Source organism: Lactobacillus sp. ESL0225 (assembly GCF_003692905.1).
GTDB lineage: Bacteria > Bacillota > Bacilli > Lactobacillales > Lactobacillaceae > Lactobacillus > Lactobacillus bombicola.
Genome location: NZ_REHK01000008.1, coordinates 146,695 through 162,567 on the forward strand (window position 1 = coordinate 146,695; position 15,873 = coordinate 162,567).

The window sequence follows — 15,873 nt, forward strand, 5'->3', positions numbered from 1 at the left end:
TTACTACTAATTTCTAAGACCTTCGTAAAGATCATTAATTGGTTTAGTAATTACTTTTTGAATGTCATCGACTGTTTTATATAAGCCTTGTTCAACTTGTAGTAATTTTAAAATTTGTGAGTTTTTTTGCACTTGCTCATTTAATTTTTGATAATTTTCTTGTAATTCTGGTGATAGCTCTTTTCCTTGAGATTGAGTGCTAATAATTTCACTCTGCAACTTATCCATTTGCTTAAATAAGGATAAGCTTTCCTCATCACTCTTGACTTCAGCAATTGCCTTTTCTAAAGCTTTAAATTCATCAATTTGTTGTAAATCACTAGCCAATTGATTAGCTGAATCATAAATATTTATCATAGTAATCCTCCTAAGTTAGTGGCCGAAAAGACCTTTGACATCATTATACCATTCATTAAGTTTTTGACTTGCCGATCCAATACTTTTTTCAATTTTATTACTAAAGCCACTAGTCCAATCTGAACTAGCACCATTATTTTTAATAATTTGACTAGGTGCTTTTTCAATAAACTGATTCTGCGCGGTATATGGTAAAATTCCTTCCATCTCAGCTTTATAAAGCCGAGTTATTCCTGTTTCAGAGACACCGCGCATAAAGTGCTTTTTATTTGTTCGATCAAACCCAACCCAAGTGGCAATAACAACATCAGGCGTATATCCAACAATCCACTGATCCTTAGTCCCAAAGCCGTAAGAATTTGGAACCTCTGTCGAACCAGTTTTACCCGCCACCCGGTAACCAGCAGGTTGCGCTGATGCACCAGTACCATTAGCAAATACACCTAAAAGCATCGTTGTCATTTCTTTAGCCGTATTTTCTGAAATTATACGATGATGCCCGTAATTGTGATTTTCTGCAATTACATTACCACTAGCATCAGTAATCTTAGTAATAAAAAATGAGCTATCAGGCAAATTACCTTTATTGGCAAAAGCCGAGTATGCCCGTGCCATTTGGACTGGCGAAACTCCAGTTGACAATCCTCCTAAAGCTAGCGCTAAATTTTGATCTTCTTTTGGTATTTTTATACCAAAATTATTTGCGGACTGAACACCCTTAGCCACACCAATTCGATCAAGTAACCAAACAGCTGGCACATTTTTACTTTGAGCCAAGGCGACAAACATGGGAATTTTATCGGAATAGCCATTATCAACATTATGTGGTTGATAACCATTACGCCCAAAACGTTGTAATTTGTTGGATAACAAGGAGTCATAATGATAGTCTTGTTGTAATGCTGGAGCATAAGTAACTATTGGCTTAATTGATGATCCTGGCTGTCTTTTCATTTGCGTGGCACGATTATAACCGCGAAAGACATGCTCATTTCGCCCACCAATTACGGCTCTAACAGCACCTGAAGTAGGATCCATTACCACACTGGCTGCTTGTGTTTTAGTGCCGTCAGCTGCATTAGGTGGAAAAAGCCAATCTTGAGCAAATTTTGCTTGAAGTTGCTTTTGATAATTTTGATTTAAAGAGGTATATATCTTTAAACCTTTATTCATCACATCTTCTTCTTTTAACCCATAGCGACTGATTGCTTCATTTACAACTGCATCAAAGAAATAGGGATAGCGATAACCATCTTGATTATGGTAGGTGTCACGCAAATTCAAACCTTGACTCTGCTCAACTTTAGCTTGCTGAGCAGTAAGTTTGTTATTTTGCACCATTAAATCTAAAACAACATTGCGGCGCGCAAGCGAGTATGACATATGATCAATTGGATTATACTGGCTAGGGTTTCTCAAAATTCCCGCAAGAGTTGCTCCTTCTCCTGGTGTTAGTTGACTTGCATTTTTACCAAAATATTTTTGACTAGCATCTTGCACACCCCAAACACCATTACCAAAATATGCTTTATTAAGATACATCGTTAAAATATCTTTTTTTGAATAGACATGGTTAATTTCCACAGCAAAAAAAAGTTCTTCGATTTTCCGTGAAAAAGTCTGCTTTTGCGTTAAAAGCGCATTTTTAGCTAGTTGCTGCGTAATCGTTGAACCACCACCAGCAATTTGTCCACGATGGGCAATCAGTCCTAAGGCAGCTCTAGCCATGCCTTTAATACTGAAACCAGGGTTTTGCCAAAAAGTTCTATCCTCAGTAGAAATGACTGCGTTCTTGACATTTGCCGAAATTTTATTATATTCAACAAAGGTGCCTTTTTGAGAATAGAGCGACCCTGCCTTTTGATTTTTATAGTCATAAATTGCTGTAGTGGTCGACAAAGAGGCCTTTAAGTTAGAAATATTTGAAGTTTTAACCTTGACGGTATAATAAGCACAAACCAAAAGAGTTAAGCTGAGCACGATTAAAATTAACCAGCGTCCGATAAAAAATCGATTATCAAATCGATTCCAGAGGACTTTTAGTCCCCTTTTTTTTGGTTCATTATTTTCCATTAGACAATGCTCCTTTTAGAAACAATTGAAATTGTATCATATCCAAAACTATTATTTATATTTAAAAAGAAGATTTAATAAATATTTATGAGCTATTATTTTACACTTACCTATCCGCCCAATCTTGCCCCTTGCTCAATAAGCAATCTGTTACGCTATTTGTTAATACCTCGAAAATGGCGTCATTTTTTACGAACAGAACAAAAAATATTAATTAATGGCCATTATCGCTATTTTAATCAACTTGTTTTGCCAAATGAAAAAATAGAATTGCAACTTGATCATGTTGATTCCCTGCAAGGAGTATATCCACCGAGTGGGCGTTTGCCAGATGTAGTTTATGAAGACCATGATCTGTTAATAATAAATAAGCCTACGGGACAAAAGACTCATCCCAATTTACACGAAACAGATACGGCGTTAAACGATTGTACAACTTATTTAAAGAACACGCCCTTTATTGTACACCGTTTAGATATGCTGACCAATGGCTTACTACTAATAGCTAAAAATCCAGCCGTTGTCCCCATCCTAAATAGAGAATTAGCTCAAAAAATTTTCCACCGAGAATATTTAGCGATTGTTGATCATGCCCAAAATTTACGCAATGTTGGGACAATTAATTTACCAATTGGTCACGACCCACTCGACCAACGTAAACGTAAGATTCGCAATGATGGCTTAGTTTCTATAACTAATTATCAAGTTTTGCAGCGTTACGCTAACAATTCGGCTTTAGTCAAACTAAAGCTAGAAACTGGTCGAACGCATCAAATTCGTGTTCATCTAGCTGCACTAGGCAGTCCAATCATTGGTGATCCACTTTACAATCCAGAATTTACCGGTAGTGAGTCACTTCAGCTAACAGCTTACCAAGTATCCTTAACTAAGCCATTTTCTTTTGAGCAGATTAAGGTTACTTTGCCTTTTAGCAAAATTAATTTAATTAATAACTAAAAGAGTTGGATCAATTATTGACCCAACTTTTTTACTTACTTTTTACAGCAATATTTGACGGCTCATAGGAATCAGGCTGTTTTTTTTGCATTATTTCAGCGTAATGATTTACTTTGCGGTTAATTGTTGCTAAATGTTGTTTTAACTCCGAAATTTCGGCAAGAGTATCTTGCTGCTGCCTAAGCATAATCTGGTACCGTTCAGGGACTGTTTGTTCACCTTGTTGTACTAATTCTAAATAATGCCGAATATTTTTTAAAGGCATCCCAGTTTCACGAAGACAGACAACAATTTGTAGCCACTCGATATCCACATCATCAAATAGGCGATTATTATTTTGGTCCCGTTTAACAAAGGGGATCAAACCATTATCATCATAATATCTTATTGTATAAGGAGTTAATCCCATTTTGTGTGCTACTTCTTGAACTGAATAAGTCATTGTTTCACCTCTTCATAAAAAAGTATTGCATTCGAGCTACTATAAGGAGCTAAAATGATTTTAAATCAAATTAGAAAGGAATTCAATTTTGATGAAAGTATTAATAATTGGTGCCAGTGGATCGATTGGTCAAGTTACTCGGCAATATTTTTTGCAACATTCTAATGATACGCTAACTTTGATGGCACGACATACCCAAAATTTGCAGTTAAGCCTTGATTCTACAAGAGAACAAATAATTACTGGTGATGCGCTCAATCAAACACAATTACAAGTGGCACTAGAAAACCAAGACGTTATTTTTGTGGCAGTCAGTGGTGCAATTAAACAAATCGCACAAATCTTAGTTAAACAAATGCCACTTTTCCATTTGAATCGGTTGATTTTTATTACGTCAATGGGGATTTATAATGAAATTCCTGCGGCTATTGACCCAAAAGGCAATTTAATAACTAACCCAATTTTAACGCCCTACCGCAAAGCAGCTGATATAATTGAAAGTTCCAGCCTTAATTACACTATTATTCGGCCCGGCTGGTTTGACAACGGAAATGATACTGCTTACCAGCTCACACAAAAGGGAGAACCTTTTGGTGGATATGATGTTTCCCGCTTAAGCATTGCTGATTTGGTATTAAGACTAGTTCATGATCCTAATTTAGGTAGAAGGAAAAGTTTAGGAATTAATCGGATTAATTAAAGGAGTTATCAATAATGAAAAAACAGGTAATGTTAGTCATTGGTGCCGGCCAAATCAGTCAGGCCATCGCCCGGCGCTTAGGTGCCGAGTATACAATTGTTGTAGGTGACAAAAATTTTAACCATGTCCAAAAAATTGCTCAAACGTTATTAGAAGCTGGTTTTGATGCCAAACCAACTACAATGGACTTAGCTTCACGAACTTCAATACGCAAGACAATCGCTTTTGCTCAAACTTTTGGTAAAATTGCCGCTCTAGTCAATGGAGCTGGGCTATCTCCTAGTCAAGCCAGTATTGAAGATATCTTGCAAGTTGACTTATATGGTACCGCAGTTTTACTTGAAGAAGTTGGTAAAGTGATTACTGATAATGGTGTGGGGGTAATCATTTCTAGTCAATCAGGTCATCGCATGCCTGCCCTAACTCCTATACAAGACAAAGCCTTGGCAATGACTCCAACTGAAAATTTATTAGCTTTAGATTTTCTACAACCGGAAAAAATTACAGATACTCTCAAGGCCTATCAACTTGCCAAACGTTGCAATGAAAAGCGAGTGATGGCTGAAGCAATTAATTGGGCTCAACGAGGAGCGCGACTTAATGCAATTGCTCCCGGAATTATTGTAACGCCGCTGGCCTTAGATGAATTTAATGGACCGCGCGGTGATTTTTATAAAAAAATGTTTGCCCAATCACCTGCTGGTCGACCAGGAACTGCTGATGAAGTTGCCAATGTAGCTCAACTATTAATGAGCCCACAAGGTGCTTTTATTACTGGAGCAACATTTTTAATTGATGGTGGTGCCACTGCTAACTATTTTTACGGTCAAAAATAACTACAACAAAAGAGTGTTTCATAACAAATCGACTATTATGAAACACTCTTTTTTAAACTAACTTAGTTACCTTGAAAAGTCCCATCTTCTACTTCACGAATAAAATCGGCAAGATGCTTGTAATATACTTCAGGATTATCAACCATATGGTGGTGACCAGCATTAGGGGTTGTCACTAAGCGAGAATTAGGTATTTCTTGCTGCATAATTTTAGCTGTTTCTAATGGCATCGTATCCTCTTCACCAAAAGTTAGCAAAGTTGGCATAGTTATTTGTTTTAAATATTTTCTAAAATGCCAGTCTTTTAATTTACCGGTTACTACAAACTCATTATCGCCTTGAAAGGCATGATAGACAGGCAAGCCGCCTATCCGCTTAAGATGATATAGCTTGCACGGCTGCCGCCGATCAAGAAAGTTAATGTTCAAAATTTGTACGTCTTCTTGATAACGCTGGTTTTGATAATCATTATTTGCTTCACATTCACGCATGAAATCTATTTCACTTTGTGGAAAAATTTGCTGGCGGCGCCGATTAATTGATGCAATATAGTCGTCGGTGTCATCAACCATTGATGAAATAATGGTTCCCTTAAGATGTTGTCCGTATTTAACAGCGTACTCTTGCGCTAGTAAACCACCCCAACTTTGACCAATTAAATAAAAATTATCTAACCCTAGCTTTGCTCTAACCTCATCAACTTCATCAAGGAAATATTCATAAGTTAGATATTTTTCAGCAATTTTGGGATCTTCATAATCTGGCTGATCAGAGTATAGCGAGCCTAGTTGATCATACATTGTTACTTGTACTTTTAGACCTTGTTTAGCCAATTGATCAGCTGCATCTTCCCAATACTCATGATTTCCACCAGGTCCGCCATGTAAGGCTAAAAGATGAATATTACCCTCACCTTGCGTACTTGTCCATAAATGATAGCCATTATCAAGTGTAATAATTTTGCTTCCTGTTCTCATCAATAGCTCCTTTATTTCACATAACCTACGTTATACCATAGTGGTTGACCACTATTATTTTTGGATGGTTTAAAGGAGTATCCAGTTATTTGATTATTGACTGCTGTAATCTGATATGAATTGTAAATTGGAATATAATACGCTTCTTCATTCATATATCTTTGCCATTCATGAAACTTTTGCACCCGATACTTATGGTTAAAGGCTTTTTGTGAATTCATGTCCTCAAGCAATTTAGTATTCTTTGCCGTTACAAAACGGCCCATATTAAATGGTGCTGACTCACTATAGTATGACTGTGGCGACGGTTCCGATGGCATCGACCAGCCTCCAATATACATATCAATTCCTTTATCATCATGCTGAAGTTTGTCATAGAATGAATTATGCTCAATTAAACGACCAGTTGCTAATTGGACATTCAACCCAATTTTCTTCCATTGCTGAATATAATTTTGCGTAATTGGTTCTTGCGTAGCATCCCCACTCATTGCTGCTATTTTTATGGTCAATGGTTTGCCATTAGGTTGAGTACGCCACTTGCCCTTTTTCTTAAAACCAGCTTTATCTAAAATATCATTTGCTTTTTTCAAACTATAAGGAAAACCTTTTGCATCCTTATCAAAAAAGTCACCAAACTTAGAAGGAATTAATGTAGTTACTCTAAAGGATAATGAACTGGTGTAATGTTTATTAACTTCATCAACATTCATTGCATAGCCAATCGCTTGTCTTAACGCCTTATTGTTCATTTTAGCATTTGGATTTTCGACATTCCTATTTAACTTATTATCCCATTTACCAACCTTAAATCCTAAATAACGATAGCTTAAAGGTATTTGTGCCACAAAATTAACATCTTTTGTATTTTTAACTTGATCCCATTGAGTATTAATAACTTGAATTACATCAAATTTGTGACTTTTAATTGCTTGAGTCGCAGAATTCGGTGAAACAACTGAAATTACGATTTTGTCTAATTTTGGCTTTCCACGCCAATAATGTTCATTGGGTACCCAAGTAGCTGATTGACCACGAACTAATTTAGCCAATTTAAATGCGCCAAAAAATAATGGATTTTTTCGAATTTGATCAGATGATTTTAATTTAGAAAATGGAATATTCTTTAAATAATGATACGGCTCAACTGATGACCACAAATATCGGTTACCGGCATTATACATAGTTGGACTTAAATGCGAGAAGTGCAGTACAATATTTCGACCATTTTCACCATCAGGCATTTCAATTCCAGAAATATTTTTTGCCTTGCCTTCATGATATTCTTTTAGACCCTTTAAGATTTCAAATTGGTTAGTATATCTTGGGCACATTGTCTCTTTGTTAGCTAAAATTTCATATGCATATTCATAATCTTTAGCTACTACTTGTTTACCATCAGACCATTTAACTCCCTTTTTTATATTAATAGTAGCTGTGTTATTTTTTAAATTTAATTTTAAGGTTGCTGGACCCTTATCATTTATTTTGTAATGATCATCACTATCAAATAACGTCTCTTGCCCTGGTGCCCCAACTTGTGCATCCACATCTTCAGAAGATAATTCATTAGAGAAGATGCCAGAAAAAGGGGTATCTGTTTCTACTGCAATCTTAACTACTCCTCCTTGCTTTGGTGTTTTTATAGGTGTTTCCACGGGAAATTTAGCAACTGTTTTGGTTTCATTTTTAGTAGCATTATTCTTACCACAACCGGCTAAAGTCATGGCAGCCATGCTTAAAATACCTAAAGAAGCTAATATATTTTCTCTTTTCATTGTAATTTTTCACTTCCATTTAAATTTTATTTAATTATTATAATAAATATATCATATTAATACATTTAATTCATTATTTAATAAAAAATATTTAATTGTTTTTTATTAAGGAGTAAAATATTAGTTAAAGATTTGCTTATAATCATCTATATAAAGGAGTAAAAATGGATAATAGCAAAATTAATCACTTAGCAGAAACAATGATTTCTAAATTTAACTTACCCAGTCTGGGAATTGGAATTTATCATGCCAATGATCGCTATAGTCAAGTTTACGGTGCAGCCGAACAAAATAGTTTGTATCCACTAGCATCTATTTCAAAAACATTTCTAGCAACCGCAATCTGCCAATTAGCTGATCAGGGAAAAATCAACCTAGATGATCCATTAAAGAAATACTGGACTGATTTCAAATTAATTGATAAACAGGCCGAAAATCATTTAACCTTTAGAGACGCTCTCAGTCATCAAAGTGGGCTCCCTGCTCATGATCTGATGCGTTTTACCAATATGAACAAAAATGACCTTTCTTTAAAGGAAAAAGCTGAACATGTGGGCTACTTAGAACCCAATCATGAATTACGATACAAAATGCAATATAGTAATTTAATTTATGCAGTAGCTACTTATGCAATGGAACAGGCAATTGGACAAGATTATGGTGCTTATGAACGGGAAAATTTGCTTAAACCACTGCGACTGAATAATACTTTTATTAATCATCATGAAGCACCTCAAGCACGAATTGTAAAACCCTTTATTCGCGATAATAATCTTACTCAAGAAGTACCTTTTATTGCACCAGGTAAAGTTGGTGGCGCTAGCAGCATGTTAGCCACAATTGCAGATTTACTCACTTGGGCTGAATTTCAATTGAAAACTCAAAAAACCACTTCAACTGAGATTACGGCGCAACGGTACTTACCACAGTCAATCATGACCCCTAGTCGCAATTATGGTGGGGCTAACTTTGCTGCCTACGGTCTAGGCATGATGATGGAAGATTATCGGGGACACAAGTATTTCTATCACAGTGGTTCTTATATTGGATATTGTTCATTCTTAGGCTTTGTCCCTGATTTTGACTTAGCCTTTGTGTTTACAACCAATTTGGACTCAACTGATGCTATTTTTGCATTGGCCTATCAAACAATTGACGAAGTAATGGGTATAAATGATACCGATTGGGCAGATAAAGTAAGTAAAATTATGGCAAATAAAGTCACTACGCATGAATCTCACTTAGCCAAGCTAAAAGGAAATGCATCCCACCGATTTAATACTATTCAAGCATATTGTGGTGACTATTATCACCCCGGTTATGGACTACTGACAGTTAGTGATGATAATGGTTACTTAGTAGTTAAAATCGGCAAATGGAATTATCCGGTCATTGTTAATGATCGCGCTGAAATGTTTGTTGAAGAAAGACTATACCAGCATGAACTATTACCAATTAAATTTAAAGAAAATAAAATTTTACTTATGACTGAGCCAGCATTAAATAAGCCGACAATTTTTAAAAAACAAGTTTAAATTTAAAAGAGATTATTAAGTACTTTTAGGGACTAACTTCTAATATTTGATTAGAGCTAGTCTTTTTAATTTGATCTTGTCTATTTTTGCTTGTAATCAATATGATTTTACTTATTTTAAAAATATTATTTAGAATTTAAGTTGCTATCAAAATAAAAACTCTCTGACTTTAAATTTAAATCAGAGAGTTAACATTATGTGTATTAATATAGACTTTAATTAATCATATTTGAAATAACAACTATTTGATTTTAGATAGTGAATCTTTTACAGCCAGCTTCGGCACCAATCATGTAATCTATATCGCTAGTACTTCTTTTGCTAACAAAAGACAACCTATTGTACCCGCATCATTACCAAGTTTTGCATGAACAATAAATTTATCAAGTGAAGTGGTTTCAAGATATTGTCCGACCATTTTTTTATATTCATAACGAATTTTGGGAAATAATTGTTCTTGATTTGACACGCCTCCGCCAAAAATAATTCTCTCAGGTGACAAAATCATTGTTGCATTGACACATGCTTGGGCAAGATAATATGCTTCCATGTCCCACTGTTTACTACTTTTAGATAAATTTTCAGCTTTTGTGCCTACTCTTTTTTCAATTGCAGGACCACTAGCCAAACTCTCTAAGCAATCGTAATGATAAATACAAGTTCCTTCAGTATGATCGTACTGATTTCTAACCACTAAAATGTGTCCCATTTCTGAATGGGTTACTCCATTTAAGATTTTACCATTGCATATTGCGCCTGCCCCAATACCAGTACCTACAGTCCAATAAATAATATTTTTAAGTCCTTTACCAGCACCTAGTTTATACTCTCCATATGCAGCAGCATTCACATCTGTTGTCCAAAATACAGGTACACTGATATGGGACTGTATTTTTTCTAAAAAGGGATAATTTACCCATCCTTTTTTTGGAGTTGCTAATATTTTTCCATAATTTTCACATCCTTCACTCATTCCTATTGGTCCAAAGCATCCTATTCCAATCGCATCTGGCTGGTTTTTTTGAAAAAAATGATAAATTTTTGACATAGTTTCATCTGGTACAGTAGTTAGAATTCTAGTTTTAGCAATAATATTTAGTTTTTTATCACTAACTGAACAAACAAACTTTGTTCCTCCAGCTTCAATTGATCCTAATTTTATCATTAACTATTCCTTTATAAATCAAAATAAAAAGCTTGAACTCTCTCTTTTTTATTAAAGCTAGATTTTATCTGCACGCCAAGGATCAATTCCTTCATACAATTTAGCTTTACCAATAGCATCAAACAATTTATTTTTATGATGTACAACTTTCTTTGCTGATTTAATTGCCTCCGGGAACAAATTATTAGGGTCCCACCCATCATCTTCAGATAAAATTTTACGAGCCTTTTCAAAAAACGCATGCTTGTAATCAGAAGAAATATTTACCTTACTAATTCCATTTTTAACAGCTTCTGCAATTTGTTCATCTGGGTTTGATGAACCACCGTGCAAAACTAAAGGAGTATCTGGAACAGCCTTAACAATATCTTTCAAAATATCAATTCTAATTTTGGGTGTAACATCTGAAGGATAAATACCATGGCTGGTACCAATACCAACAGCTAATGTGTCAACGCCTGTTTCTTCAACAAACTTTTGTGCTTCTTCAGGAGTGGTGTAAATTCCTTCTTTTTTATGCCCTTCAACGTGGACACCGGTCTGACCAATTGTTCCAACTTCACCTTCAACCGACACACCTACTCTATGAGCCATTTCTACCGTTTCTTTAGTTAAAGCAACATTAGTATCCCATTCCTCAGCAGATAAATCGATCATTACCGAACTGAATCCATCATGAATTGCACGTACTGCACTGTTAACGGAGTCGCCATGGTCAAGATGAAGTACAATAGGAATTTTACTGTCACGAATTCTAGTTAATACGTAACTAATAAAATCATCCTTGCAGTAACGTAATTCAGTTGGATGAATCATGATAATTGCAGGTGCATAGTCTGCTTCACACTGTTCGATGGCAATACGCATTAATTCTAAGTTTGAAACGTTATATGCACCTACTGCAAAATTATTTTTTCTAGCTATTTCCATTAACTGGTTCATATTTACTAAAGTCATTATTTTATCTCCTTAATTAACTTTTTTATTTAATATTTGTTTTTGAATATTTCCTCGAAACATTTTGTGGTCCATTTATCACATCCTTAAAGCTATTGAAGATTAATTCCTGACAAGTCTACGTTAGTCTCATTCTCGTCATCAGTTTGCGTGGTTCCGCTAACTTCGGCATCTTTTAAAGACTTTTTAAAAATAGCTAACAAAATTCCTGTTATAAGTGAACCAACAATTAAAGCAATTATTGCAACCACTGGTTTTGACATTGCAGGAATTACGAAAATTCCTCCAGAAGGAACTGGACTTTCATTTCCCCAAGCATAGCTGATCATTCCGGTAATACCACAACCAATCCAGGTACATGGTAAAGTTCTTAACAAGTCGTTCATTGCAATTGGTATGACGCCTTCAGTGATCATACAACAGCCCATTGGAAAAGCAACTTCAATTGTTTCAACTTCTTGCTTAGTATAAATTTTCTTATGGAAAAGTTTAGCTAACAAGTATGACATCGTAATTCCAAATGGTGGAACCATTGCTGCTAAAACTTTTATTCCTTCTGGACCTTTAATTCCGTCTAGTAGTAGCCCATCACAGATTAAATTAGGAATCTTACTAATTGCCCCACCAAAGTCAGCACATCCAATTAGACCAATTAAAAAACCATATAATGCTCGTTGAGAGCGATCCAAACCGGTTATAAAATGATTCAATGCTTTAGTTGCAACTGTGAGTGGATTACCTAATAAGAAGAACATAATAAAAGCAGTAAAAATTGCTGTAGCAGTTGGTACAATCAACATTGGCATTAATCCGCTTGCCCACTTTGGAACTTTTATTTTCTTAATTCCTAAAGCAATATAACCAGCGATAAATCCACCGATAATACCGCCTAAAAAGCCTGACCCAAGAAAAGAAGCAATTTGTCCTGATAAAAATCCAGGAGCAATTCCTGGTCGATCAGCGATTGAATAACCAATATAGCCAGCGATAAATGATGGCAATAGCCCCATGCCCAAAACACCAAGTGTTGTCATAGAATTCGGGAAGTTCATCTGAGCCAAAGTATTCACTTGCTTACCACCCATTAAATTACCAATTGCAATAAGTAATCCAGAGGCAACAATTAATGGAAGCATATAAGAAATGGAAGTTAACAAGTGTTTCTTAACGGTAGATCCTGCCTTCTTTGCACCACTAACAAATTTATCCATTTGTATCACGCTTTCTGACTTTTCTTTGCATTAACTTCTTTTTCAATTTTTTCAAGCAATTGCTTAGGCGCTTTCACAACTAATGAAGTACCAACTTTAACAGTTGGTAGATTTTTAAAACGTTCATTTCCAGTGATTGCAATATCAACTGCTAACAATGCAACATCCGCTTCAGCAATTTGCTTAGCAGTCAATTCATTTTCAGTACCAATTGTCCCCTGGGTTTCAATATGAATCTCGTATCCAAGTTCCTTTGCAGCTTTCTCTAATTTAGCCTTTGCCAGATAGGTGTGAGCTATTCCTGATGTACAGGCACATACACAAACAATTTTCATAATAAAAATCATCTCCTTATTTATTACATAAAAGTTGAATCACGTTTTCTTTAGTATTGACATGATGGAGTTTATTGATAAACTCATCGTCTGATAACAAAATTGCTATTTGCTGTAAAAGTTTTAAATGCAATGTACTTGCATCTTGATCTCTTACGGCAAAGAGGATCACAGCGGTTACTGGCTGATCATCAAGTGTTTCCCATGGAATTGGATGATTACTCAATCCAATTGCAATTGTTGTGTTTTTAACGGCTAGTGACTTACCGTGTGGAATCGCAACACCTTGACCAATACCTGTTTCTCCTTCTGTTTCACGTTTAAACACATCTTCAATAAAAACTTGTTTATTATCTACATCATTATCTTGTTTTAAAAGTTCGCTAAGTTCATCGATAACTTCTTCTTTTGTAGTGCCAACTAAATTTAGTTTAATTAAGTTAGGGGACACAATTTTAGCGATGTCTACTTTTTCTTCCGACAAAATTTTCACCTCCTATTTTCTAAAATATTTATTACCTGCTTGGCAGTTTTCGCTTTGCTAATTTGTGAAACGATATCGTCTTCTGCTAATTTGCTAATAACATGACGTATTTTTTTAAAATTATCATCCTGTTGATTAACTTTTTGAGGAATAACTAAACAAATTAAAATTTTCACTTTTGAGTCATCAAGGCAGTCCCAATCTGCAATGCATTTGTCTGATGTAAAAACATATAACCAAGGTGAAAAATTTTCTTTTAAAATTATATGTGGAAGTGCTAATCCTTGAACTAAAGCAGTATTATTAACTTTCTCTCTACTTTCTAAACTAGCAAGTACTTCATCTGAATCGATTTTCATAATTTTAGCAATAGAAGTGGCTATTTCCTGAAATGTACTTTTTTGATTAGTTATACTGTCATCCTTGCCTTTAAATAGATCTTTTTTTGCTTTGGATTTTTCTAACAACGTTTTTCACCTTTTGCTCATCTTTTTCTGTAAAAAATGCACTTACTAATTCAATGGGAATTTCCCCATGATAATCGATAGGAACAGTACTAATTAATAAATCAACAGTTGGTTGCTTTTTTAAAATTGTTTTAACATCAAAATTTGAAGCTAATCCAATAATTTCAATATCTGGAATACTATTCTTTATTTTGGTTGAAATAATACCAGAAGTACCAATTCCAGTTGTACAAATTACATAGGTCTTAATTTTCGTATTTGATTTATTTTTCTCTTCATAATATTTTGCAAAGTATAGACAGATAAAGCCAATTTCATCATCTGAAATTTTGGGTAAAACAAACTTGCGACTTACTTTTATTGCCGCCATTTTAGTTGCTGCAAAAACTTTAGGGTACTCTAACTTGATATCATTTATTAGGGCATTAGGTAGCAAAACTTTCATTTTCAGTCTACTAATCATCGCTAGAACGTGATCTTTTATCTCGTCTTTAATTGATAATTCAAAACTACAATTTAAGTTTTGCGAAACTTCTTGTATAAAAAAGTCGGTTAATTCTTCTGCTAAATCACAATCATCCAAAACAATTCCATCAAATGAATTAAATCTAGATGTTAGCAAGTATTTAAACAAGTAATAGACTTCCGAGTCTAAATCAGTTCCTGTAACTCCTAAATATTTTTTGATGTTATCAATAATAGTTTTACAAATACTAAAAATTTCAGGATTATTTTTTATTTCTTCTTGCAGGTTGTTTTCTGAGATTATTGACTTATCAACAGATTTATACTTACTAGCTCTAGTTAGTAAAATGTAAATATGAGCAAAAAAATTAATATTATATGGGTATGGTAAAGATCCATTTAAAACACGTAATGCCATTTCAACTTGACTTAATGCAAAATTAAAGTCTTTCTGATAAGGTCGAGATGTATTTTTACGCAAAGTTTCAATATCAGTTAGATTATTAATGTGCAAAACCAACTCGATTAGAGCATTTCTGATATCTTTTTCATTTCCAACTATTTGAATTGATCGCTGCTTACGTTTAAGCTTTAAATTCCATTTTTGGATCTTTTTGCTTATCTGCTTTTCATCATTCCATAAAACTGATTCACTTACATATAAACTATTCACCAAGTCATAAATTTTTACTTCATTTGGTGATGCAAATAGCAACTTGGTTAGCATATTTTCCTGTCTTAAATGTGTTGATGAATCGTGATGAAAATTTTGGTTCGCATAATCTAAGTAATTGGAATAATTTAGCTCATAGCCTCGCCCCCTCTGGGAAATAATAATTGGTTTGGGAAACTTTTCATTTAAACTATTGATATGACGTGCAATTGTTTTCTTAGAAACACTTAGCCCACTTGATAGTTCATCGGAAGTTATGAACCGATTATGAACCTTAAGATAATCAATAATTTGTTGACTAATTTCTTTTTGCACTTTTCATCCCTCCCGATACCTATATTTTGCTTTTTATATAAACGAGTAATTAATCAAAAAGTGTCCGTAGTAACTTCTTGCAATGGACATTTATTTAAATTAAGTAGCATAAAAAGCTTTAATTTCATGCTATTTGCGCCCTAATA

General features: G+C 34.5%; 16 protein-coding genes. 4 read left to right on the forward strand and 12 right to left on the reverse strand.

Annotated features, from left to right (window positions below; all coding sequences use genetic code 11):
- Nucleotides 1-6: 6 nt before the first annotated feature.
- Complete coding sequence (locus F5ESL0225_RS05545) at nucleotides 7-357, reverse strand: YlbF family regulator (protein WP_122024830.1); 351 nt, start codon at nucleotides 355-357, stop codon at nucleotides 7-9.
- Between the two features lie 15 nt (nucleotides 358-372).
- Nucleotides 373-2,430, reverse strand: a complete 2,058-nt coding sequence (locus F5ESL0225_RS05550) for a PBP1A family penicillin-binding protein (RefSeq protein WP_122021996.1) — start codon at nucleotides 2,428-2,430, stop codon at nucleotides 373-375.
- Nucleotides 2,431-2,517: 87 nt separating this feature from the next.
- Here F5ESL0225_RS05550 and F5ESL0225_RS05555 point away from each other — a divergent pair, with 87 nt between their 5' ends.
- A complete protein-coding gene (locus F5ESL0225_RS05555; RefSeq protein ID WP_122021997.1) occupies nucleotides 2,518-3,387 on the forward strand; it encodes an RluA family pseudouridine synthase in 870 nt (289 codons plus the stop codon).
- Between the two features lie 31 nt (nucleotides 3,388-3,418).
- Here F5ESL0225_RS05555 and F5ESL0225_RS05560 read toward each other — a convergent pair whose 3' ends face one another.
- The gene (locus tag F5ESL0225_RS05560) at nucleotides 3,419-3,829 is read right to left on the reverse strand and encodes a MerR family transcriptional regulator (protein WP_122021998.1); all 411 of its coding nucleotides are present in this window, start codon (nucleotides 3,827-3,829) and stop codon (nucleotides 3,419-3,421) included.
- 88 nt (nucleotides 3,830-3,917) lie between these two features.
- On the opposite strand from F5ESL0225_RS05560, the gene F5ESL0225_RS05565 reads away from it, so the two are divergent.
- Both F5ESL0225_RS05565 and F5ESL0225_RS05570 read left to right on the forward strand, forming a co-directional pair.
- Nucleotides 3,918-4,529, forward strand: a complete 612-nt coding sequence (locus F5ESL0225_RS05565) for an NAD(P)H-binding protein (RefSeq protein WP_122048041.1) — start codon at nucleotides 3,918-3,920, stop codon at nucleotides 4,527-4,529.
- Between the two features lie 14 nt (nucleotides 4,530-4,543).
- Complete coding sequence (locus F5ESL0225_RS05570; RefSeq protein WP_122048042.1) at nucleotides 4,544-5,365, forward strand: SDR family oxidoreductase; 822 nt, start codon at nucleotides 4,544-4,546, stop codon at nucleotides 5,363-5,365.
- Nucleotides 5,366-5,427: 62 nt separating this feature from the next.
- On the opposite strand, the gene F5ESL0225_RS05575 is transcribed toward F5ESL0225_RS05570, so the two are convergent.
- The gene (locus F5ESL0225_RS05575) at nucleotides 5,428-6,342 is read right to left on the reverse strand and encodes a proline-specific peptidase family protein (protein ID WP_122048043.1); all 915 of its coding nucleotides are present in this window, start codon (nucleotides 6,340-6,342) and stop codon (nucleotides 5,428-5,430) included.
- Between the two features lie 11 nt (nucleotides 6,343-6,353).
- The gene (locus F5ESL0225_RS05580) at nucleotides 6,354-8,120 is read right to left on the reverse strand and encodes an oligopeptide ABC transporter substrate-binding protein (protein WP_122048044.1); all 1,767 of its coding nucleotides are present in this window, start codon (nucleotides 8,118-8,120) and stop codon (nucleotides 6,354-6,356) included.
- Nucleotides 8,121-8,284: 164 nt separating this feature from the next.
- Here F5ESL0225_RS05580 and F5ESL0225_RS05585 point away from each other — a divergent pair, with 164 nt between their 5' ends.
- Complete coding sequence (locus tag F5ESL0225_RS05585; RefSeq protein WP_122048045.1) at nucleotides 8,285-9,655, forward strand: serine hydrolase; 1,371 nt, start codon at nucleotides 8,285-8,287, stop codon at nucleotides 9,653-9,655.
- Between the two features lie 298 nt (nucleotides 9,656-9,953).
- On the opposite strand, the gene F5ESL0225_RS05590 is transcribed toward F5ESL0225_RS05585, so the two are convergent.
- The 7 genes from F5ESL0225_RS05590 to F5ESL0225_RS05620 all read right to left on the reverse strand — a co-directional run bounded on the left by F5ESL0225_RS05590 (nucleotide 9,954) and on the right by F5ESL0225_RS05620 (nucleotide 15,727).
- Nucleotides 9,954-10,820, reverse strand: coding sequence for an ROK family protein (locus tag F5ESL0225_RS05590; protein WP_122022003.1), 867 nt, complete (start codon nucleotides 10,818-10,820; stop codon nucleotides 9,954-9,956).
- 57 nt (nucleotides 10,821-10,877) lie between these two features.
- The gene (locus F5ESL0225_RS05595) at nucleotides 10,878-11,777 is read right to left on the reverse strand and encodes a ketose-bisphosphate aldolase (protein WP_122048046.1); all 900 of its coding nucleotides are present in this window, start codon (nucleotides 11,775-11,777) and stop codon (nucleotides 10,878-10,880) included.
- A gap of 92 nt (nucleotides 11,778-11,869) precedes the next feature.
- Nucleotides 11,870-12,913: a PTS fructose transporter subunit IIC gene (locus F5ESL0225_RS05600; RefSeq protein WP_233551655.1), complete on the reverse strand. Its 1,044-nt coding sequence runs from the start codon at nucleotides 12,911-12,913 to the stop codon at nucleotides 11,870-11,872.
- Nucleotides 12,914-12,993: 80 nt separating this feature from the next.
- A complete protein-coding gene (locus F5ESL0225_RS05605) occupies nucleotides 12,994-13,323 on the reverse strand; it encodes a PTS fructose transporter subunit IIB (RefSeq protein WP_122022006.1) in 330 nt (109 codons plus the stop codon).
- A 16-nt stretch (nucleotides 13,324-13,339) separates the two neighbouring features.
- Nucleotides 13,340-13,807: a PTS sugar transporter subunit IIA gene (locus F5ESL0225_RS05610; protein WP_122022007.1), complete on the reverse strand. Its 468-nt coding sequence runs from the start codon at nucleotides 13,805-13,807 to the stop codon at nucleotides 13,340-13,342.
- 5 nt (nucleotides 13,808-13,812) lie between these two features.
- Nucleotides 13,813-14,274: a PTS sugar transporter subunit IIA gene (locus F5ESL0225_RS05615; RefSeq protein ID WP_122048047.1), complete on the reverse strand. Its 462-nt coding sequence runs from the start codon at nucleotides 14,272-14,274 to the stop codon at nucleotides 13,813-13,815.
- The gene (locus tag F5ESL0225_RS05620) at nucleotides 14,237-15,727 is read right to left on the reverse strand and encodes a PRD domain-containing protein (protein ID WP_122022009.1); all 1,491 of its coding nucleotides are present in this window, start codon (nucleotides 15,725-15,727) and stop codon (nucleotides 14,237-14,239) included. The genes F5ESL0225_RS05615 and F5ESL0225_RS05620 overlap by 38 nt, the downstream gene beginning before the upstream one ends.
- Between the last annotated feature and the right edge of the window lie 146 nt (nucleotides 15,728-15,873).